Origin of the sequence: Streptomyces sp. NPDC015346, assembly GCF_043078785.1 — a bacterium.
Classification (GTDB): Bacteria; Actinomycetota; Actinomycetes; order Streptomycetales; family Streptomycetaceae; genus Streptomyces.
In genome coordinates, this window is sequence record NZ_JBIBTW010000002.1 from 60815 (window position 1) to 81298 (window position 20484).

At 71.4% G+C, this 20484-nt stretch carries 17 protein-coding genes; 3 read left to right on the top strand and 14 right to left on the bottom strand.

Translation table 11 applies throughout. From position 1 onward, the window contains the following. Positions 1-11 precede the first annotated feature (11 nt). The 9 genes from ACF06X_RS06260 to ACF06X_RS06300 form a co-directional block, all read right to left on the bottom strand. Entirely contained in the window at positions 12-4325 is a 4314-nt protein-coding gene (locus ACF06X_RS06260; RefSeq protein ID WP_392286040.1) for an AHH domain-containing protein, read from the bottom strand. Then, on the bottom strand, positions 4322-4522 hold the full coding sequence (locus ACF06X_RS06265) for a hypothetical protein (RefSeq protein WP_392286041.1): 201 nt from the start codon (positions 4520-4522) through the stop codon (positions 4322-4324). Before ACF06X_RS06265 ends, ACF06X_RS06260 begins: the two co-directional genes overlap by 4 nt. Before the next feature lie 22 nt (positions 4523-4544). Continuing rightward, positions 4545-4742, bottom strand: a complete 198-nt coding sequence (locus tag ACF06X_RS06270) for a hypothetical protein (protein ID WP_392286042.1) — start codon at positions 4740-4742, stop codon at positions 4545-4547. A 20-nt stretch (positions 4743-4762) separates the two neighbouring features. Then, complete coding sequence (locus ACF06X_RS06275; RefSeq protein ID WP_392286043.1) at positions 4763-5161, bottom strand: hypothetical protein; 399 nt, start codon at positions 5159-5161, stop codon at positions 4763-4765. Between the two features lie 11 nt (positions 5162-5172). Next, positions 5173-6489 carry a hypothetical protein gene (locus tag ACF06X_RS06280; protein ID WP_392286044.1) on the bottom strand — a complete coding sequence of 439 codons (1317 nt, stop codon included), beginning with the start codon at positions 6487-6489 and terminating at the stop codon, positions 5173-5175. 69 nt (positions 6490-6558) lie between these two features. Beyond that, a complete protein-coding gene (locus tag ACF06X_RS06285) occupies positions 6559-7320 on the bottom strand; it encodes a hypothetical protein (RefSeq protein WP_392286045.1) in 762 nt (253 codons plus the stop codon). Positions 7321-7370: 50 nt separating this feature from the next. Next, on the bottom strand, positions 7371-10145 hold the full coding sequence (locus ACF06X_RS06290; protein WP_392286046.1) for a hypothetical protein: 2775 nt from the start codon (positions 10143-10145) through the stop codon (positions 7371-7373). A 71-nt stretch (positions 10146-10216) separates the two neighbouring features. Continuing rightward, positions 10217-10435, bottom strand: a complete 219-nt coding sequence (locus ACF06X_RS06295; RefSeq protein WP_392286047.1) for a hypothetical protein — start codon at positions 10433-10435, stop codon at positions 10217-10219. A gap of 251 nt (positions 10436-10686) precedes the next feature. Continuing rightward, positions 10687-11652, bottom strand: a complete 966-nt coding sequence (locus tag ACF06X_RS06300) for a pirin family protein (protein WP_392286048.1) — start codon at positions 11650-11652, stop codon at positions 10687-10689. 156 nt (positions 11653-11808) lie between these two features. Between ACF06X_RS06300 and ACF06X_RS06305 the strand changes: the two genes are divergently transcribed. Further along, a complete protein-coding gene (locus ACF06X_RS06305; RefSeq protein WP_392286049.1) occupies positions 11809-12153 on the top strand; it encodes a tetratricopeptide repeat protein in 345 nt (114 codons plus the stop codon). Positions 12154-12250: 97 nt separating this feature from the next. On the opposite strand, the gene ACF06X_RS06310 is transcribed toward ACF06X_RS06305, so the two are convergent. Then, positions 12251-13912 carry an amidohydrolase gene (locus ACF06X_RS06310; RefSeq protein WP_392286050.1) on the bottom strand — a complete coding sequence of 554 codons (1662 nt, stop codon included), beginning with the start codon at positions 13910-13912 and terminating at the stop codon, positions 12251-12253. A gap of 106 nt (positions 13913-14018) precedes the next feature. Further along, the gene (locus tag ACF06X_RS06315) at positions 14019-15434 is read right to left on the bottom strand and encodes a purine-cytosine permease family protein (RefSeq protein ID WP_392286051.1); all 1416 of its coding nucleotides are present in this window, start codon (positions 15432-15434) and stop codon (positions 14019-14021) included. 157 nt (positions 15435-15591) lie between these two features. Between ACF06X_RS06315 and ACF06X_RS06320 the strand changes: the two genes are divergently transcribed. Then, entirely contained in the window at positions 15592-16206 is a 615-nt protein-coding gene (locus ACF06X_RS06320; protein WP_392286052.1) for a TetR/AcrR family transcriptional regulator, read from the top strand. A 41-nt stretch (positions 16207-16247) separates the two neighbouring features. Here ACF06X_RS06320 and ACF06X_RS06325 read toward each other — a convergent pair whose 3' ends face one another. Next, positions 16248-17114, bottom strand: a complete 867-nt coding sequence (locus ACF06X_RS06325) for a 3'-5' exonuclease (protein ID WP_392286053.1) — start codon at positions 17112-17114, stop codon at positions 16248-16250. Positions 17115-17142: 28 nt separating this feature from the next. Next, positions 17143-18594 carry a dihydrolipoyl dehydrogenase family protein gene (locus tag ACF06X_RS06330; protein WP_392286054.1) on the bottom strand — a complete coding sequence of 484 codons (1452 nt, stop codon included), beginning with the start codon at positions 18592-18594 and terminating at the stop codon, positions 17143-17145. A 185-nt stretch (positions 18595-18779) separates the two neighbouring features. Here ACF06X_RS06330 and trxA point away from each other — a divergent pair, with 185 nt between their 5' ends. After that, complete coding sequence (trxA, locus tag ACF06X_RS06335; protein ID WP_392286055.1) at positions 18780-19145, top strand: thioredoxin; 366 nt, start codon at positions 18780-18782, stop codon at positions 19143-19145. 123 nt (positions 19146-19268) lie between these two features. Here trxA and ACF06X_RS06340 read toward each other — a convergent pair whose 3' ends face one another. After that, entirely contained in the window at positions 19269-20456 is a 1188-nt protein-coding gene (locus tag ACF06X_RS06340) for a thiolase family protein (protein ID WP_392286056.1), read from the bottom strand. Positions 20457-20484: the final 28 nt, after the last annotated feature.

The window sequence follows — 20484 nt, forward strand, 5'->3', positions numbered from 1 at the left end:
CTCTTCCCTGGTCATTCCTCCCGGGCCTCCTTGCGTACGCGCATCTGCTTGCCCTCCGGCTTCGACGGCGCCTCGGCGACGTCGTCGAGCGCTTCGCCCAGCGCTTCCGCCGAGGCCTTCTCGGGGGCCTCGCCCACGCCGACGCGGACGCGGGGGGCGTCGGGCTCGACGCGCACGTGGGGGGCGGGCGCGTCGGCCGGGGCGGTGGGCGCGGCCGGGACGGCTTCGGCCGGCTCTCCCGACGGGCCGCCCCCGGTGGCCACGCGCCGACGCACTTCGGGCTCGGGCTTCCGCTGCTGCGGCTTCGTCTTCGTCTTCGGCTTTGATGTCGGCTTCACCTCGGACGTCGGCTTCGGCTTTGGCCTCGGTGCCGCCTTGGGCTTGAACTTCTTCCAGGCCTTGGACTTGGGCTCGGCCGGCTTGGGCGGCTTGGGCGGCGGCTCCACGTCGGGCGTGGGCCGCGGCCGCGGTTCGACCCGCACCGAAGGCTGAGGCTCGACCTTGGGCTCCGGCATCGGCTTCGCCTCCGCCTCGGGTGTCGTCCGAGGCTCGGCTTTCGCCTTCACCGTGGGCTCGGCTTTCTGCTTCGGTGCCGCTTTCGCTGCGGGCTTCGGCTTCTGGGCGGGCTTCGGCTTCGGGGCGGGCTTGGGCCCGGCCTTCGGGGCCGCCTTCCTCTTCCGCGGCGGCGGCGTCACCTTCTTGAGAGTCTCAAGCTGCTCCGCCTCGGTCAGCCACTCCAGGTGGTGCCGGTACTCGGCGAACCACTGGGCGAAGCTCTGCTTGGCCGCGCCCGTGGCGGGCCCGGGGTCCTTCCACCCGCTGTTGTTGATGAGTTCTTCCTTGATCCTGGACATCTCGTGGATCACCCCCTCCCGGCCGGCCTGCTTCCTGGCCTCGACCAGTCGCCTCGTCACCTCCTTGTAGTAGTTGTCCGTGTGCAGCGTCTGGTGACGCGTGGCGGCCTCGGAGACGATCTTCGGGTCCATGGAGGTACGGGGCAGGTAGACGCCGTTCAGCGGGTTGTCGCGGGGGTTGATGCCCGCCCATTCGAGGATCTGCCGCGCGGGCTCGGCGCGACGGTCGCTGTACGCGACGATGTGGTGCGCCTCGTGCCCGTACGGCTGGTACTGGCCGATCGCCTCCATGTTCTCCGCCAGATCGCGCGACGCCCGCTGGGCCCGCCCGGTCTTCGACCGGAGCTTGTCGCGTACGCCCAGCCGCTCCGGAGGCGCTTCGTCGGGCTCGTGGTGCAGGGCCTTGGCCTCGCGGCCCGCCTTGGCCTCGGCCTCCGACACGATCTCGGCGACGTGGCCCTCGAGTGTGCTCTCCGCCTTGAGCAGCTCCTCGAACCGCTCCAGGTGCTCCATCGCCCTCGCGGGGTCGGTCTCGGAGATCCGCCGGATCTGCCCCAGCCCCTCCGCCATCAGCTTCGGGTTCTTGACCTTGCCCTTCGGGAAGCGCTTGCGCAGCTCCTCGATCCGCTCCAGCACGGGGGCCCGTTCGGCGGCCGTGGCCTTGGCGCGGGGCGCCCGGGGCGGCGGATCCACCCTCCGCCAGGCCCCCTTCTTCCCCTGCTTGAGGTCGTCCAGGAATTCGCCGAACTCCACCGCCCTGCCACCGGCGAGGTCCTTCTCACGGATCTTCTGGAGCCGGGCGAGCATGGCGTCGAGGGCCTCCGCCCCTCCGGCGGCGCGGCCGTGCATCTCGCGGACGATGTCGATCCCGTACCGGTGGACGGCCTCCATGCGCCGGCTCTCTCCGGCGAGCGTGGCCAACAGGTCCGCCTTCACCTCGGCCTTGGCCCCGATGCGGCCGAAGCCGATCCGGTCCAGCATCGTGGTGAACCGGGTGCCTTCGCCCTCCGGGATGGCCTCGACCATCCTGGCGACCTCGGCCATCTCGAAGCCGTCCTTCCCGGCCAGGCGGCCGAAGGCGTGCGCCAGCTCCGGTGTGAGACCGCCCGACTTGACGCCGAGACGGTGCAGGACGGCGGCCTTCCGTTCGAGGTCGGCGGTGACCGGGCCGAGGCGGGGATGCTCGAGGAGCGATGCCAGCGTGCTGCCCTTGGGCACATCGACGTCGCGCAGGACCGCGCCGAGGCGGGCGCCGTCCTCCTCGGGCAGCATCAACAGGAGCTCCGTCAGCGCGTGCTCGTCCTTGAGCCCCTTCAGGGCGGCGCTGCCGGCGTGCAGGGCCTCGGCAAGCCGGGTGAACCGGGCGGCGATCTGCTCGCCCTCCACCACGCGGAGCATCTTGAGGAAGCGCAGGACGGCGACGAGCTTCTCGATCTTGACCAGTGCCTCGACGACGGCCTTGATCTCGGAGATCCAGGTCAGCGCCTCGATGATCACGGCCCACTTGATCCTCGTCACCGCGCGCGGGCCGACCCCGAGGAGCGCCGCCCCGCGCAGTCCGTCGACGAGCGCCGCGCCGATGTGGTGGAGGAGTGCCTGCAACTCCTTCATCGAGGGCTGGTGGCCCCACCCGGCCAGGTGGCAGATGACGAGGAGACGGACGAGCTGGAAGAGTCCGGAGAGGACTTTCTCCGGCTGGGTCAGCATCATCTTGATGGCTTCGAGCGTCGACAGGACGAATCCCGTCGCCGCTCGGGCGGCCTCCTCGAACTCGATCATCCGCTTGAGGCCGATGACGGCGGTCTCCTCCCCCTCGACCGTCCGCGCGAGGCCGGCGTCGTGGCGCATCGACAGGTTGAAAGCCTCTTCCACGAGCGTGAGGAACTCCCGTTGGGTGAGGGGCTTGTGGTCGCCGAACCGCTTGCCGACCATCGTGAGCAGCTCCCAGAGATCGCTCCCCATGTCGGCGAAGAGCTGCTCGTACAGGCCTGCCTGGATCAACCTGTCCCGGACAGCCTGCAGTTGGTCCAGGCCCTCCAACGAGAGCATGATCTGGATGATCGCGTGCCGCTGTTCCTCGAACGTCCACGCCTTGATCAGGATCTCCAGGTACTTCGCCCTGGTCTTGGTGTCCACCAGGGCGAACGTCTTCGCGTCCATGTCGCTCAATTGGGCGGCGGCCGTCACGGCGGACGCGTCGTCCCCGGCGAGGCCGGCCTCCACGCTGCGGTCGAGCTCCTGGAAGGTGTGGACCCTCAGCTGCTCCGCCGACAGCCACTGCTCGGTCGGCGACGCGGTGAGCCGGAGCCAGCGTCTGCCCTCCTCCTTGCTGCCGTACAACCAGCCGCGTTCCTTGGTCCACAGCAGGTTGACCCCGTAGCGGTGGCCGTCCAGGGTGGTGACGAAGGGCAGCACGGTGATCCCCTTGAACAGGCTGATCTCCTGGCCCTCCAGCTGCGCCTTCCCCACGGCGCTGCCGATGGTTTCGTCGGTGACGGTGGGTGAGGTGGCGACAGCCCAGTAGAAGCTCTCCGGGGTGCCGAGGGGGCCTTCGAGGACGGCGAAGGAGCGGGCGCCGAAGAGGTGGTCGCCGAGCTGGACGGCGTGGACGAGGCTGCGTGAGCGCGCGTGGCGGGTCGCCTCGCCCAGCATCACCAGCTGGGTGGCGCCGACGACCATCACGGCGCGGCCGTCGACCGGGCTGGGGCCTTGGACGACCTCGCTCAGCGACCGTTCTTCGGACACCACCGTCACGGCGATGTCCTGCTCGGGGACGTCCCCGGGAGTCCCGCTCTCCTCGTCGGGCTCGGCCTGCGGGGTCGGGCGCGCCGACTGCGGTGCGGTGGTGGTGGAGGTGGTGGAGGTGGAGGTAGTGGCGGTGGAGGTAGTGGCGGTGGAGGTAGTGGCGGTGGAGGTAGTGGCGGTGGGGGTCGCCCCGGAAGGCCGCTCGGCGGAGGCGGGCGGCGCGCTCGCGGGTGGGGGCGGCTGTGCGGCGCCCTTTCGGCCCTCGCTCTGTGCGTCGTCCGCACCGGTCTCGGGCCCGACGGAGCCTTCGCTTCCCTCCCCCTCGATGTCGGGGACGGCCACCGCGAAGGTGAGGGTGCTGCGGCCGCTCGGAGTGGTCTCGGCCGGTGGCCCCGGTTCCGCCGTCGGGTGCGCGGCCGTCGCGGCGGCTTCCGCTCGAGCCTCGGCCGGCCGGCCTTGGACGGCGGTGGGCGGTTCCGTGGCGGGCTGCGCCGCGTCGGCCGGTGACCGCCACGGCGAGCCGGGCGCCCCCTCCAGCTGGTCGTCCTGCTCGATGGCCGCGCGGACCGCGCGGAGGAGGAGCGCCGCCAGCTGTCCTTCGTAGGCACGCAGTCTCTCGTCCCCGGTGAAAGCGACCGAGGTCGGCAGATGCAGTCGCCGGTACGCCACGCCGCGTACCGCCGTCTCTCCGGCGGTGCCCGGTGTGGCGTCGACGTTCGCGTTCACGGCGCCGCCCGCGAGCGGCCCACTGCCTCGGCCGGGACGATGTCGGGGTATCCCGCCTCGGCGACTTTGGCGCGGGCCAGGCGCAGCCGTGCCGCCAACGCCTCCTCGACCACCGGGCCGAGGCGTTCCAGGGCGGCGGGTGTAGGGGTGCCCGTGATCCTCACGGTGAGCTCGAAGTGGCAGGTGATCGTAGGCATGTGAACACTCCGGGGCGCGCGCTCAGCTGAGGGCCTCGTGCAGGGCGTCCCAGACCTCGGCGACGAGGTCCCGGCGGGTCTCTTCGGCGATGTCTCCCGCCACGACCACCTCGATCGGGAAGTGGAAGTGGAGCTCCGCTTCCGGACCGGAGATCACGACGGGCTCCGGCCCCTCGGCTTCGGGCAGCGTGCCTCTGTGTTCGACGTCCTGCTGCGACATGGGGGTTCTCCGCACTCCGGTCAGGCGCTGGTGGGGGTGACTTCCAGGCAGACGCAGTTGAAGGTGGTCGTGGGCACGCCGTCGATGACGATCGTGCTGGCGGCGGAGGTGATGTAGCAGTCGTTGAACACGATCTGCTGGAACGTCCAGTCGCTGCCGGACGCCTCCTGGACGCCGATGTTGAAGCTCTTGTGCTCCAGCGCCATCTGGGTGAGCTTGGCGACCACCGGGCCGATCGCCTTGACCGCCATGGAGAAGGTGAACGCCTTGGGCTGGACGACGTGGGCGACGTTGTCCGCCTCCAGCGAGTGCAGGGGCTGCACCGGACTGTTGAAGGTCGGGTTGAACGAGTCGATGGGGGTGACCACGGTGGTGTCGAGCATCACCGTCAACCTGGTGTCCCACTTGACTTCGGACATCTCATCGCTCCTTAACCCTTGAGGGCCAGCTTGACGGCGATCTGGTGGATCACGCCCGCGTAGACGACCGAGACCTCCATGTCGACCTTCCGGGTGCTCCGCCCGTTCCCGATCTGCTGGTCCTCCTCGGCGGTGAGCGTGGCGGGCTCCCGTTCCAGCAGCACCAGCAGCGGGATGTGGATGGTGTACTCCTCGATGACGTCCCGGGTCACCAGCGGGGAGAGCACGCTCTGGACGAGCGTCACGACCGTGCGCAGCCCCGGGCGGTCGATGCGGATGTCTCCGATGGCCTCGATCAGTGCGGCCTTGATGCGGAAGCTGATGTCGTCGAGCGTGCGCACGATGTCGATGTACTTCTTGTTGCCGGCCGGGCTGGCGGTGAGGCCCTCGCCCAGGTAGAGGGCGTGGCCGGGGAGGATGACGGGGCTGGTCACCCAGTTGATCGAGTTCTCGTAGTAGGTCTGGATCTCGGTGGCCGTGAAGAGCTTGGGCATGCCGATGCTGACGGGCTTGAGCAGCAGCGAGATGTGCGGTTCGTGACCCGCGATCACTCCGGCGACCGCTGCGGCCACGTCGTCCGGGGATTCCTTGTGGGCGACCAGCACCATGCGGTCGGTCTTGATCGCTCCCGTGTTCCGGGCCACTTGCTGCGTCTGATTCTCCGAGGGGTCCAACATGGCCACGCCGATGCGTTCCTTGCCGTCCCCACCGGTGTTGGAGACCTCCACGACGTGCTTCGCCAGGAGTTCGACCGGGTGGTTGGTGGCGGGAGTCCCGTTCAGCGGGGTGTTGGCAAGGACGACGATCTGCACCGCCAGGTCTTCCGCCTCCGTGAACGCGTCGGCCCAGGCCGGGGCGCCGGGGTCCACCTCGATGCCCCAGACCCGGGTGGGTGGCGGAGTCTGCCGGAAGGCGGTGGAGATGGCGACGGCGACGTCGTTGGGAGCCTCCCACACCAGTGGATCATCGACCGGGTGGGCCGCCGTCAGGGCGGTTTCGAGGGTCCAGGTGAACGTGCCGCCCTCGGCCTGGGCCACGGACCTGATCGTGTGGAACTCGACGTCCTCGTCCTTCCCGATCCTGACCCGGGTGCCGTCCGGGAAGCGCGCCCTGGCGATGAGGGTGGTGCCGGGGTCGGCCTTGGCCGCGAGCTTCGTCACTCCCTTCGGGTACGCCTTCACGGCTTCGCCCGGGTACGTGAAGGACCGTGCGGACGTGGCGCCTCTCCCGATGGCCCCCTTGCCGATGACGAGGATGTCCCCGAAAGCTCTGGTGGCGGGCGCGAAGAGTTCACTGCTCGCTGTGACAGTGACGTAGTTGAACGGCATCGACTGCTCCTCACCGTGTGCGCGCCCGGCCTCTGAGGCGGCTGGGCGCGGCCGGTGCCCGCCGGGCCTTCAGGGCGCCGTCTCGAAGGCGGCGACGTACCCCTGGATCGCCAGCAGATCGCCGACCAGTTGCTCGGTCGTCCGTGACGGTTCGTCGGTCGCGGTGGACGGGAAGACCGCCAGCCACGCGCTGGAAGCGAGCAGGGCGCCGCCGTCGTGGGCCGCCGGCTGCGGGCTCGCCGCGTCGACCGCTCGTTTGGCCTGGTTGAGCCGGCGGAGGGCGTCGGCGAGGTCCAGGCGGTCGAAGAAGAGCGCCGACACCCGCAGGGGAAGACTGCGGGCCGGCGCTGTCGGTTCGAATGGGGGCGGTTGCGCGTACTGGAGCTGGTAGGGCCGCTCGAACGCGTCCTGCCGTGCCCCGGCGCCGTCGGCCGCCGCCCAGGCCGCCTCCGCCTTCACCGAGGCAAGGAGGCTGTCGGCCCGCGCCGCCTTCACCACGACCACGGTCTCCAGCGACATGTCGATCCAGTGGACCGGAGGAGTCGCCGGGATCTCGATGGTGGCCCGGGCCTGCTCGGTCGTGGGGATCGCCTTGTCCCAGGAACCGTGAACGGCGACCGAGGCGTGGACGGCGGTCTGGAACTCTTTGTGGACGACCTCGACGGACTCCACCGACCTGATGTCAAGGGAGGCGGGGGCGTAGACGGAGACCAGCAGGGACCGTACGCGCTCGCGCTGCGGGTCGGTGCCGGGAACGAGCAGCGACTTCACATGCTCTGGTACCAGGTACCGGAGCATCAGGTCGTCCGTGAAGCCGTTCGTCGCTGCCATCTCGCAGTCACCTTCTCCAGGGTACGCCGGGAGGTCGATCTCCGCTCGTGCTAGCCGGTGTTGGCCTCGGGGAGGCAGAAGGCGCAGCCGTTGAAGCCACGGACCTGCGCCTCCGCGATGCGCTCGAAGGGGAGTTTGCGCGCAGGGCTGAGCCGCTCGAAGAAGGGGCAGGTGCTGACGTGGAGTTCGCCGCTTTTCGGATTGCCGAAGAAGAAGTCCTCGAGGTCCTTGACCGCGGTGATCTCGATCGTCATGCGTCCGGCCACCTCGTGGTCCTGGAACTGTGTCGCCACGAAGGGGTACACCTTGAGGTGCTCGGCTTCGTGGGAGAAGTCGATGGTGAGGTCGGCCACCACCTCGTCCTGGGCGTCGAGCCGGAAGCCCTCGATGAGCGCCGTGTCGCTGCCCGTCATGTGGAGCGTGGAGCGGACCTGCCCGGCCTCGGTCACCTCGATGTGGCTGAGGGTGGAGGGATTCACGAGGCGGCTCAGTGTCCGCACGGTGATCTCGGTGTCCGCGGGCATCTCCTTGGCGTTCAGCTCCCACGCGCCGTCCGTGGCCACCGGCGCGCCCCGGAGCGTGATGGACAGTCGGGTCTGACCGCCGAGGACGGACATCTGGGGGGACACGTTGCGCTGCCCCACGTTGTTGCTCTGGCGCACGAGCTGGTCGTGCGCCAGCGGCTCGCCGGACATGGCGGCGCCGGCGGGGTCGTCCGGACCGTGTGCGATGGCGATCAGGCATTCATGACCGACGACGGTGGGGGTCCACGGGAAGGGTCCGACGCGCACCGACCCGCCGGGCGGGATCGCCTGGTGGATGACCTGTGAACCGATGGGCGTGAAGTGGGTGGGCCACGTCATGCCGGTCCCCGGGTTGCACCGGTGCGTCTCGACCTTGAACCGCTCGGCTCCGGCCTCCGCCGTCCCGCGGTTGTGCACGCGCACGTACAGGTAGTTCGGGCGGTTGACGATGGGCTCCTGGTGCCCCGCCGCGGGGTCGTCTCCCTTGAGCTCGTTGCGGACCCAGATGTCGGGAGACTGCCAGGTCGGGTCTCCCCCGACGCCGCTCGGCACGGCACCGGTGTCACCCGACCAGTCGGCGATGAACACGTCGACCTCCGGCTTCGGCCAGAGTCCCTGGTCGGCAAAGGCGTTGTTCATCATGCTCCTGTGCAGGCCCGCGTTGAGCGTGGCGTCCACGGCGATGCAGGTCTCGGCCAGGTGGACGGCGTTCTTCTTGCTCTGTGTGGTGTCGGGTCCCAGGCGTGGCACCATCGCGAGCAGCAGCTTGATCATCTTGTCGCCGCCCTTCTTCCGCACCTCCCCGTTCTTGGAGGAGCCGCCCATGCCGAGATAGCACCGCCACAGTGCCGACGCCAGCATGGAGGCGCGCACGTCAGGGGTGTAGTCGTCGAAATTCGCGTCGTCGAAGCGTTGGGTCAGGTCGAGCCGTCGCCCTTTGCTCCACTCGTCCTTGGGGTTGTTGTCGAAGGGGAACGTCTCGGTCCTGCGGTGTCCGGCGGGGTTGAACCGGTCCCGGTAGATGCCCGCCATGACGTCGCAGATGCTGTGCTCGTACTCAAGGGGGCCTGTCGCGTTGCGGAGCCACTGGATGACCCCGTGCGTGTACTCGTGCACGATGATGCCGAGGTCGGCGGCTCCGGGCACGTGCTTCATGTCGAAGCGGATCCTCGGGGGGTCCGTCGTGCCGATCCATTCGCTCATGTCGGTGGTCTTGGCGCCCTGTGGGTCGATCTCGACCTGGACCATGCGGGCGTTGAGAACGTCGTTGCCCAGGCCGCGGAGGTACTGGGCGAAGGCGTCGGTCCAGTAGTAGGCGTTCGCGCTGAGGAACGCCTTGTCCTGGACGTGGCTGCCGAACCGGAATTCGGGCGTGGTCGACTTCGGCTGCTGGAACTCGGGCGCGTCCCAGTCGCTGCACCGGCACCACTGTCCCTTCAGGTGGAACAGTCCCTCGGCGTCAGCCTCCGCGATGTCCGTCTGGACCTCGCGGACGAAGTCCTTGAGGTCTTCGTGGGTCGACAGGGAGCTGGGCGAGCCGTCGCTCGACTGCGTCACGGGGTCGGGCAGGTAGACGCCGAGCGTCGCCGTCACGTACTTCCCCGCGATCTCGATCCAGAGAAGCTTGCCGTCGACGGCGTCGACGACGACCCGGAAGTGTTCGAAGGGGCCGGTGGTCTCGACGATGAGGTCGTGGACGAGGTGCAGCTTCCTGTCCGGTCGCCTTCTGCCCTTGCGCAACAGCGCGAGCGAGGCGGTGGGGCGGTCCGTGTCCGGCAGTGGGGGCCGGGTGGTGTCCCGCAGGTAGACGAGGTCGTCGCGGACGACCGAAGCGGTCGCGTACCCCTGGCGGAAGGGCGCGAGGGCGGTCTTCTCGACGATGTCGGGATCCTGGGCCGCACTCACGTCCGGGGCGTCGGAGACGTCGAGCTCCGTCGCGTTCTCGACCTGTACGACGGCCGCCTGCCCGGTGTCGGCCACCATCTGGAGCATGGCGCCCCGGATGGGCACGTCCTGGTGGAACTGCTGGTAGCGGACGTTCAGGGTCCCCGTGTCCCGGTCGGCCTGGACTTCGCGGAGGTCGGCGCCCTCGGTCCCGAGCTCGCTCGCGCGCTCCCGTACGAAGGTGTTGACGGCCCGGCGGGCGGACGGCGCACGGAAGAGGGTGGCCCCGGGATCGAGGTACCGGCGCAGGACCCCGTCGGCGTCCCGGTGCTCACCGACTCCGGGGAACATCTTCAGGGGCTCGCCGGGCACCGGGCCCGGGTCGTTCCGGTGTCTGCGCTCCTCGTTCCGGCCCATGACGTACTCCTCCGGGCATACGAATCGATCCCCCCGGCGGCCCACCCCTCATCGGACGACGGTGGGGTTCGTCATGGGGCCTCCGCGGGGATACGGGACGGGATGGTCGGCAGCACGACGCGCCGCGGCTCGACGGCCGCCGCGAAGGCGGCCTTCTGTCCTGGCGTCAGCCCTTGGACGAACCGGACCTCGATCTGGAACGCAGAGGTCGTGGCGGCGATCTCCACCGCGCGGCCGCCGTCGGCGACCGCCGTGTACGTCTCGAACGCGTGGTTCTGCCTGCCGCCCATGGATCCTGCTCCCATCGCGTGCGGCCGCGTCGTTTCCCCCACACCAGCTTAGACACATCCCCGTTGGTAGACCACGCAACCAACCGGCCGGGGCCCACCCGTCCGGCGCCGGGGCTGATGTGACGTCAGTGCCCGGCTCACACCTGACGGACCGTCATCGAAGTGAGGAGTGACGGCCCCTCGTCGTACGAATAGCCGGAAGTGGTCACCTGCACTCCTGCTGCGGGGTTCTCTGCTCAAGAACCAGCAGGTCAGCGCACCCTTCCCCGCGGTTTCAGGTGCGTCGGTGGCAGCTCGGGGGCCGGAAGCGGAGCGCCGTCGTAGCCCTTGACCTCGCCGAAGCGGGTGCCGTTCATCCAGTCCTCGCGGGCCTGGGCGATGTCGTCGTGTGACCGTCCGATCCAGTTCCAGAACATGACGATCTCCTCCTCGAACGGCTCTCCGCCCAGGAGCATCAGGCCGGCGTCCGAGACCGCGCGCAGGGGGAGTTCCGTGCGGCCGCAGCCGAGGTAGAGCATCGAGCCGGGGAGGACCGGGACGCCGTCGACGTGGGCCTCGCCCGACATCGACAGGACCGCGTACTCGAAGTCCGGCTCCAGGGGGAGGTTCGCCTCCGCGCCCGCCGCGAGGGTCAGGTCGGCGCCGATCAGGGGGCTGTAGGTGGTGCCCGGGGACACCGCGCCGTCGAGGGCGCCGAGGATCACCGTGGCCGTGAGGCCGGGGGCCGTGACCTGCGGGAGGCTCGCGTGGTGCTGGAAGTGCGGTTCGACGTGGCGGTGGGCGTCCGGGAGCGCCACCCAGAGCTGCGCGCCGTGGAGGAAGCGCGCGTGGGACTTCAGGCTCTCCTCGGAGTGGGAGATCGCCCGGCCCGAGGTCATCAGGCCCAGCTCCCGGGGGCGTACCGTCTGGAGGCTGCCCGTGCTGTCGCGGTGCAGGACCTCGCCCTCGTGGAGCCAGCTCACCGTCTGGAGCCCCATGTGCGGGTGCGGCGGGACCTGCATGCCCGGCTCGTCCGCGATGTCGTCGGGGCCGTAGTGGTCGACGAAGGCCCAGGCCCCCACCATGCGGCGGCCCAGGTTGGGGAGCAGGCGGCGGACCTCCGTCGATTCGCCGAGCCGGACGTGGCGGGGGCTGAGGAGTTCCCGTACCGGCTCGGCGACGACGAAACCGCGACCGCCGCAGACGGTGAGGGACGCCTCACGATCAAGATTGCTCATGGCGCTCAACATATTCCTGTCCGAGCACGAGGTGGGGTGTGCCCACGCGAAAATAATAGTGGAATGTTCAACCATATGGGAATGTTCACGCAGGTGCCGGCCCCACCGGACGGCGCGGACGGGGCCCCTTTCGGGGCAGACGGCGAGGGAGAGCAAGTGGACGAGACGTACTACGAGTTCGGCACGGCCGGCGAGCGCTGGGACCGCGCCCGGCTGTTCTTCGACGCCAAGGAGTACCTGACGGCCGCCCGCATCCTGCGCGGCCTGGTCGCCGAGCACCCCGCGCAGACCGCCCAGCGCCTGCTGCTCGCCCGCGCCTACTACCACTCCGCGCAGCTCACCCGTGCGGAGACCGAGCTGCGCGCCGTACTGGAGCGCGACCCGGTGGAGTACTACGCCCGGCTGATGCTCGGCCGCACGCTGGAACGGCAGGGCCGGGCCGCCGACGCCGCACCGCACCTGCGCCTTGCGGCCGCGATGGCCGGGGAGACGCCCGAGTGACTCCCGCGGCGGGCCGGTCCGCCGGGCGGTGACGGTGATGGCCTCCCGCGCGGCGGCCCGGTCACGGCCGGCCACGGTCGGCGGCTCGGGCGCGGGCTCAGGCGTCCGCTCGTGTATGGACCACCTCGCCGCCGACCACGACCGTCTCGGCCACCGTGCCGGGGATGTCCTCCGGGTCGATGCGGAGGATGTCCCGGGAGAGGACGACGAAGTCGGCGAGTTTGCCGACGCTCAGCGAACCGCGTTCGTTCTCCAGGAAGTTCGCGTACGCCGACCCCATCGTGTAGCCCTCGACGGCGGTGGCGACGTCGATCGTCTCCCCCGGTGTCCAGGGCTCCCCGCCGCCGTTCAGCGGGCGGCGGGTGACGGCGGTGTAGATGCCGACCATGGGGTCCATCTCGGCGACGTTCCAATCGCTGGACAGGGCGAGGACGGCTCCCGCCGTGTGCAGGCTGCGAAGGGGCCATGCCTTGTGCCAGCGGTCCTGACCGATGTTCTCCGCCCAGTCCTGGCCCGGGCCCGCGATGTCCGGGGCGGCGTGCCGGGGCTGCATGCAGGCGACCACGCCGAGCTCGGCGAAGCGCGGGGTGTCGGCCGGGTCGAGGCATTCGACGTGGACGATCTGATGGCGGGCGTCGCGCGGCCCGTTGACCCTACGGGCGTGGGCCACGGCGTCGAGCACCGTGCGGATCCCGCGGTCGCCGGTGGCGTGGACGAAGCACTGGAAGCCGCGCGCGTCGAGGCGGGCGAGGAGCTCGGCGAACTCCTCCGGCGGGTAGAAGGTGTCGCCGCGGTGGTGGCCGCAGCCCGCGTACGGCTCCAGGAGCGCGGCCGTACGGGGTTCGACGACGTCGTCGATGTAGAGCTTGAGCGGTCCTACGCGCAGCCGGTCGTCGGCGTACGTCCCCGCCGCCGCCGCGAACGCGTCCAGGTCGGTTCCGGTCGTGCCGCGCGGGTGGAACAGGGCCGCGACGATCCGGGAGCGGAGCCGGCCCTCGGCGCGGGCGCGCTCGAAGAGGGCGAGGTCGTCGAGCGAGTTCTGGGGCTCGACGACGGTGGTGATCCCGTAACCGATGGCGTCGTCGAGGCTCTTGACGAGCCTGCCGTACTGGCGCTCCGGCGCGGCCCAGGGCACGCCCAGCTCGCGCAGGGCACGGTGGCCGTCCCGGGAGAGGCCCTTGACGGCGAAGTCCTTGACGAATCCGGTCGGTTCGCCGGTCTCGGGGTCGGTGGCGGCCTCGCCGAACGGCAGGCTCGTGCGGCCCTTCCGGATGCCGAGCCGGTGCAGGGCGGCGGTGTTGAGCCACGCGGTGTGCACGTCGTAGCTGAGGACAAGGGCGGGGGTGTCGCCGGTGACCGGGTCGAGGTCGGCGGCGGTGGGCATGCGGCCGCCGGGGATCGCCGAGTAGTCGAAGGCCTCGGCCTCGATCCACTCGGCGTCGGGGTGGGCCGCCCGCCAGGCGACGATCCGCTCGTGGATCGCTTCGAGGCTCCGCGCCCCGGCGAGCTGGACGCAGGCGTCGTCGGAGCCCAGGCGCACATGGTTGTGGGCGTCGATGAAGCCGGGGAGGACGAGCCGTCCGCCCGCGTCGACGATCCGGGTGCCGGGGCCGGTCCAGGCCGCCGCGTCGGCGGCCGCGCCGAGCCAGACGATCCGGCCGTCGCGCACGGCGAGCGCCTCGGCCTCGGGGAGTGCGGGGTCGACGGTGTGGATCCGGGCGCCGATGAGGACGAGGTCGGCGGGGGGACTGCTGTTCATGCGGAGCTTCCTTGTCGTGCGGACGTGCGGAGGTTCGGGCGTTCGGGGCGTGCGGGGGGTTCGGGGCGTGCGGACATGCCGGGCGTTTCCCGGGCGTGCGGGCGCGTCAGGGCTGGGCGGGGGCATCGAGGGTCGGCGCCGGTGTGACGGCGCGGCGCGCGAGGAGGACGTACACGAGCGCCGAGACCGCCGCGCCCAGGAGGGTGAGGTCGGCGCCGCCGAGCGGGGCGACGAGTGGTCCGGTCCAGAGTTCCGAGTCGCAGGTGAGCGCGGCGAAGACCATGCCGGAGAGCAGGGCCGCGATACCGGCGGGGTGCCATCCGCCGCGGTACCAGTAGGCGCCGGCGGGGCCCGCGTGCAGAGCACCGGACGCGTACGTGCAGCGGCGCAGGACCATGTCGGCGAGGAAGACGCCGCCCCAGGGCGCGAAGACGATGATCAGGAGGGAGAGGAAGGAGAGCAGCGAGGTGGTGAAGTCGGCGAGGAAGAGGGCGCCGAGCGAACCGGTCGCGGTGACGGCGGCACTGATCACGATGGCGCGGGCGCGGCTCCAGGGGATGCCGAGCACCTGGAGGTTCAGGCTGGAGGAGTAGAGCGTGATGATCGAGTTGGTGACCGAGCCGCCGAGGACCAGGGCGAGGAAGAGCGGCTGGAACCAGCCGGGGAGCAGTCCTTCGGCGCCCGCGACCGCGTCCGTCATGTCGGCCTGGGTGGCGGCGGCGACGCCCGCGACGCCGAGGGCGACGGAGGAGAGGAAGCCGCCGAGCCCGCCGTTCCAGGTGAGGGCCCGCAGGGAGGTGGTGCGCGGGAGGTAGCGGGTGTAGTCGGCGGGCATCGGGAGGTACGAGAAGGGGCCGGCGAGCATCACGACGAAGGCGAGGCTCCAGCCGGAGGCTCCGGGCCCGGCGGCGGGGGCGGCGGTGTCGGCGCCGGGCAGGACGAAGACCAGCAGGGCGGCGAAGCCGAGGACGAGGGCGTAGGCCATCCAGCGTTCGGCGAACTGGACGGTGGCGTGGCCCCAGAGGGCGACGGCGAAGGTCAGCGCGAGGGTCACGGCCAGCGCGAGGGCGCGGGCGGTGTGGCCGCCGCCCCAGCCGAGGTCGGCGAGGAGGGCTTCCAGGGCGAGGGTGCCGACGACGGTGTTGACGATCGTGTAGCCGATGGAGACGACCCAGTTGAGGAGCCCTGCGGGCCAGTTGCCGAGGACGCCGAAGGCGGCGCGGGAGATGACGAGGGTGGCGGTTCCGGTGCGGACGCCGCTGAGTCCTGCGGCGCCGATGACGAAGAAGGACAGGCCGCCGATGACCACGACGGCGGTGGCCTGCCAGAAGGAGAGGCCGAAGGCGACGGCGAGGGCGCCGTTGATCACGTAGGTGAAGGTCAGGTTGGAGCCGAACCAGAGCCAGAAGACGTCCTTGGCGCTGCCGTGCCGTTCGGCGTCCGGGATGGGGTCGATGCCGTGGCCCTCGACCTGGAAGACCTCGTCGCGGCCGACGTCCGCCGCGCGCGTCTGTTGCGCCATGCCCACTCCCCAGAGTTTGAATGCCGTTCTAGAAGTTAGAACGGCATTCAAGATGTGGGAGAAGTGGCCGCTGCGTCAAGACCTCGGCGGCCTGCGGTTACGGGGACACCCCGTAGAGTCGTGACCGTCGGTACGGGCGGCGAGGAAGGCGGAGCGGGTGGCAGGGGCAGCACGGCGGCGCGACGGGCACATCACCCAGGAGCGCATGCTCGAGGAGGCCATGTCCGCCATCGCCGAGGACGGCCTGGCCGCGCTCACCATGTCGGCGCTCGCGGAACGTCTCGGCACGAGCGGCGGCCACATCCTGTACTACTTCGGCAGCAAGGACCTGCTGCTGCTCGCCGCCCTGCGCTGGAGCGAGGCGGCGCTGGCCGAGGAACGCAGGGCGCTGCTGTCCCAGCGGCTGACCGCCGAGCGCAAACTGGACCTCTTCCTCCGGCTCTACCTCCCGCGCGGCCCACGCGACCCGCGGTGGATGCTGTGGATCGAACTCTGGGCCCGCACCCCGGCCAACGACTCCCTGCGCGAGGCCCAGCGCGATCTCGACCGCGGCTGGCAGGACGACCTGGAGGCGCTGCTCGCCAAGGGTGTGGCGCAGGCCCGTTTCGCCCCGCTCGACGCGGCCGAGGCGACCGCGCGCGCCTCCGAACTCCTCGCACTGCTCGACGGGTTGAGTACGCGGGTGGTGCTGGGCCAGGAGTCCGGGCGGGACCCACGCCCGGCCCTGGAGACGGCCCGCGCGGCGGCGGCACGCCTGATCCCGAGGGCGTGAAGCGGCCTGCGGCGAGGAGCCCGCTCCCCCGCTCCCTCCGCTCAGGCGGCGGGCGGCGGGTCCTGCCACGGCTGGGGCTCGACCGCCGTGAACGGCCAGTCCAGCGGGTCACGGTGATGGCGGGACTGGTCCGCGTGCCAGAGGACCTGCTCGGCGTGGAGCACGGGGCGGGACAGCCGTGCCAGCGCGGGGTAGGACGCGCCGATGACCTGGGCGAGGAGGAGCGTGGCCGCGGCGTCGGAGGCCGCGTCGCCCGGGCTCTCGTGCGGGACGCCGTACCACGCGGTGACGGCTTCCAGGGAGCGCCGGCCCGGCCGGTATCGATCGGCGTGGCGGTCCAGGACGAGCGGGTCGCAGACCGGGGCCAGGCCGCCCGGGAGGCGGTCGGCCGGCGGGGTCACCCCATGGCGCAGGAACTCGGCGTGGAGCAGGGTCAGTACGTGCGGGGCGAACCAGACGACCAGGAGCTCCTTCGAGGCCAGGTGGTCGGTGAGCACGGTCGCCAGTTCCTCCAGCGCCCGCGGCGCGGGCACACCTTCCGCGTGGGCGCGCTCGATCGTGACGCCGTGCCCCTTGCCGGGCGCCACGGAAAGGACATTGGATCCAGGATCCAACATCCAGTCACGGCTCGTGCCGTCGCTGACCCGGACGGCGGCCGTGAGCACACGGTCCACCGCCGCCCTGTTGCCGGTGGTCGCGATGTCCAGCGCCATCAGGCGGCGGCGGTGCCAGCCCGGCAGGTCCCGACGGGGCGGCGGGCCCGGTTCCCGCACGTGCTCGGGGTGGAAGACCTGCCAGCCGCCGCTCGGGCCGTGCCGGAGCACGCCCGTTCCGGCCGGCACCACGGCCCCGCAGACGGCGCACGGCCCGTCGTAGTCGTTGCTCAGCCGCGGCGCCCCGGCGCTCATGGCGTGCCCGTACGCGTGCCCGTGCCGCTCATGACGTGCCCGTGCCGTCCCGGTACGCCTCCAGGAGCCTCAACCAGGCCTCGCTCAGCGTCGGGTACGCCGGGACGGCGTGCCAGAGCCGTTCGATCGGCACCTCTCCGGCGACGGCGATCGTCGCCGAGTGGAGCAGTTCGCCGATGCCCGGCCCGACGAGGGTGACGCCGAGGACGGTCTCGCGGTCGAGGTCGACGACCATACGGGCCTGCCCTCGGTAGCCGTCGGCGTACAGGCCCGCGCCCGCCACGGCCGAGAGGTCGAGGTCGACGGCGCGGGCACGGTGGCCCGCGCGCTCGGCCTCGGCGAAGGAGAGGCCGACCGACGCGGCCTCCGGGTCGGTGAAGACGACCTGGGGTACGGCGGCGTGGTCGGCGGTCGCCGCGTGCGCGCCCCAGCGGTCGGTCTCCAGGGCGGAGCCGCCGGCCGCGCGGGCGGCGATCGCGGCGCCGGCGATCCTCGCCTGGTACTTCCCCTGATGGGTCATCAGGGCACGGTGGTTGACGTCCCCGACGGCGTAGAGCCAGTCGCTGCCGTCGACGCGGAGGCTGTCGTCCACGGGCAGCCAGGAGCCGGGCTCCAGACCGACGGTCTCCAGGCCGATGTCCTCGGTGCGCGGGGTGCGGCCGGTCGCGAACAGCACCTCGTCCCCGTCGACATGGTCGCCGCCCTCGAGGACCACGGTGACCGGTCCGGTCCCCCCGTCCCGTACCACCGCGGCGACCGAGGTGCCGGTACGGACGTCGCCGCCGCGCTCGGTGAGGGCGTCCGCGATGTGCTCGCCGACGAAGGGCTCCATCCGGGGCAGCAGCCCCTTGCCCCGTACCAGGACCGTGACGTGGGAGCCGAGCGCCTGCCAGGCGGTCGCCATCTCCGCCGCGACCACTCCCCCGCCCACGACGACGAGCCGGTCCGGGACGCGGTGGGCGCTGGTGGCCTCCCTGCTGGTCCACGGGCGGGCCCCGGAGAGGCCGGGAAGCTCCGGCAGCGCGGCGCGCGTTCCGGTGCAGACGGCGACGGCGTGCCGGGCGGTCAGCAGGTGCCGCTCGCCCTCGGGGCTCTCGACCGCGACCCTGCGGGCGCCGCTCAGGCGGCCGTGGCCGCGGTAGAGGTGGGCGCCGGTGGAGGCGAGCCAGCCCACGGCGCCGTCGTCCTTCCAGTCCGAGACGTAATAGTCGCGGTGGGCGAGGACCGCGGCCGCGTCCAGCGGCCCCTGGACCAGTTGCCTCAGGCCCGGCACCTTGCCGGCGTCGGAGCGGGCGATGGCCGGGCGGAGCAGCGCCTTGCTGGGCATGCACGCCCAGTACGAGCACTCGCCGCCGACCAGTTCGCTCTCCACCACCGCCACGCTCAGCCCGGCCGCCCTGGCCCGGTCCACCACGTTCTCGCCGACCGGTCCCGCTCCCAGGACCACCACGTCGTAGTCGTGCTCCACCGCTCGCGTCATGGGGCCCAGTCTGGCGGCAGGTGTACGCGGTGGCCACAGGGGCAGGTGCGGCCGTGCACGCTCGGTGCGACGGTCGTACGCGCTCGGTGCCGCGGTCGGAATAGCGCGGCTCGATACGCCGTTGTGCGGGGCGAGTCCCGAGGGGACCGTGAGGACACCCGCCAGGAGACCCGGAGAGGTAAAGCATGAGCACTGTTGAGCTCACCAAGGAAAACTTCGACCAGATCGTGAGTGACAACGACTTCGTTCTGATCGACTTCTGGGCTTCCTGGTGCGGTCCCTGCCGCCAGTTCGCGCCGGTCTTCGAAGCGGCGTCACAGCGTCACGAGGACCTCGTCTTCGCGAAGGTCGACACCGAGGCGCAGCAGGAGCTGGCCGCCGCGTTCGAGATCCGCTCGATTCCGACGCTCATGATCGTCCGGGAGAACGTGGCCGTCTTCGCCCAGCCCGGGGCGCTGCCGGAGGCGGCGCTCGAGGACGTGATCGGTCAGGCGCGCAAGCTCGACATGGACGAGGTACGCAAGTCCATCGAGGCCGCGAAGCAGCCGTGATCCACCGCCGGTCGGCGCGTCGGCGCGGTGAGCGCCGGTGACAGCGGCCTGGTGACACCGGATGAGCGCCGGTGACCAGCTCGAAGGGGCGGTACGGGAATCACCCGTACCGCCCCTTCGGCGTCAGCGTTCCAGGACCAGCGCGATGCCCTGGCCGACCCCGATGCACAGCGCCGCGAGGCCCGTGCCCGAGCCCGCGGCGGCGAGCTGGTGGGCCACCGAGCCGGCGAGCCGCGCGCCGGAGGCGCCGAGCGGGTGGCCGAGGGCGATCGCGCCGCCACGGGGATTGACGATCTCGGGGTCGAGTTCCGGCCACTCGGCGAGGCAGCCGAGGGCCTGGGCGGCGAACGCCTCGTTCAGCTCGAAGGTCGTCAGGTCGGCGAAGGACCGGCCCGCCTTCTCCAGCGCGCGGCGCACCGCCTCGACCGGGCCGAGTCCGAAGAGCTGGGGCTCGATGCCGGTGACGGCGGAGGCGCGGATCCGGGCGAGCGGCTCGCGCCCGGTCTCCCGCAGCCCCTCCTCGTCGACGAGGAGCAGGGCCGCGGCGCCGTCGTTGAGCGGCGACGCGTTGCCCGCCGTGACCGTGCCGCCCTCCGGGCGGAAGGAGGGCTTCAGGCGGCCGAGCGCCTCGAGGGAGGTGGTGTCGCGGATGCACTCGTCACGGGCGAGGTCCACGCCGTCGTACGGTACGACCTCGTCGTCGTAGAGCCCCTTCGCCCACGCCTCGGCCGCCTTCCGGTGGCTGGCCAGGGCGAAGACGTCCTGCCGCTCGCGGGTGAGGGCGTGCTTGTCGGCGACGAGTTCCGCGCCCTCGCCGAGCGCGACCGTCCACTCGGCGGGCATCCGCGGGTTGGTCATGCGCCAGCCCAGCGTCGTGGAGTGCAGCTGCTGGTGGCCGGCGGGGAAGGCGCGTTCGGGCTTCTGCAGGACCCAGGGGGCGCGGGACATCGACTCGACGCCGCCGGCGATCGCGACGGAGGCGTCGCCGAGCGCGACGGCCCGGGCGGCCTGGATCACGGCTTCGAGCCCCGAGCCGCACAGGCGGTTGACGGTCACGCCGGGGACGGAGGTGGGGAGCCCCGCGAGCAGGACGGCCATGCGGGCCACGTCGCGGTTGTCCTCGCCCGCGCCGTTGGCGTCGCCGAGGTAGACGTCGTCGATCCGGGCCGGATCGAGGTCGGGGGTGCGGTCCACGAGCGCCTTGACCACATGGGCGGCGAGGTCGTCGGGGCGTACGGAGGAGAGGGCGCCTCCGAACTTGCCGATCGGCGTACGAACGGCGTCGACGATGTAGACGTCGCGGATGCTCATCGGTTCTCTCCCACGTGACGACGTGCCC

Bases quoted from the DNA above. Each gene is read 5' to 3' on its own strand.
- ACF06X_RS06280 (WP_392286044.1), bottom strand. From the start codon at position 6,489: ATGCCGTTCAACTACGTCACTGTCACAGCGAGCAGTGAACTCTTCGCG.
- ACF06X_RS06275 (WP_392286043.1), bottom strand. From the start codon at position 5,161: ATGTCCGAAGTCAAGTGGGACACCAGGTTGACGGTGATGCTCGACACC.
- ACF06X_RS06310 (WP_392286050.1), bottom strand. From the start codon at position 13,912: ATGAACAGCAGTCCCCCCGCCGACCTCGTCCTCATCGGCGCCCGGATC.
- ACF06X_RS06265 (WP_392286041.1), bottom strand. From the start codon at position 4,522: ATGCCTACGATCACCTGCCACTTCGAGCTCACCGTGAGGATCACGGGC.
- ACF06X_RS06285 (WP_392286045.1), bottom strand. From the start codon at position 7,320: ATGGCAGCGACGAACGGCTTCACGGACGACCTGATGCTCCGGTACCTG.
- ACF06X_RS06300 (WP_392286048.1), bottom strand. From the start codon at position 11,652: ATGAGCAATCTTGATCGTGAGGCGTCCCTCACCGTCTGCGGCGGTCGC.
- ACF06X_RS06330 (WP_392286054.1), bottom strand. From the start codon at position 18,594: ATGACGCGAGCGGTGGAGCACGACTACGACGTGGTGGTCCTGGGAGCG.
- ACF06X_RS06295 (WP_392286047.1), bottom strand. From the start codon at position 10,435: ATGGGCGGCAGGCAGAACCACGCGTTCGAGACGTACACGGCGGTCGCC.
- trxA (WP_392286055.1), top strand. From the start codon at position 18,780: ATGAGCACTGTTGAGCTCACCAAGGAAAACTTCGACCAGATCGTGAGT.
- ACF06X_RS06340 (WP_392286056.1), bottom strand. From the start codon at position 20,456: ATGAGCATCCGCGACGTCTACATCGTCGACGCCGTTCGTACGCCGATC.
- ACF06X_RS06325 (WP_392286053.1), bottom strand. From the start codon at position 17,114: ATGAGCGCCGGGGCGCCGCGGCTGAGCAACGACTACGACGGGCCGTGC.
- ACF06X_RS06290 (WP_392286046.1), bottom strand. From the start codon at position 10,145: ATGGGCCGGAACGAGGAGCGCAGACACCGGAACGACCCGGGCCCGGTG.
- ACF06X_RS06315 (WP_392286051.1), bottom strand. From the start codon at position 15,434: ATGGCGCAACAGACGCGCGCGGCGGACGTCGGCCGCGACGAGGTCTTC.
- ACF06X_RS06270 (WP_392286042.1), bottom strand. From the start codon at position 4,742: ATGTCGCAGCAGGACGTCGAACACAGAGGCACGCTGCCCGAAGCCGAG.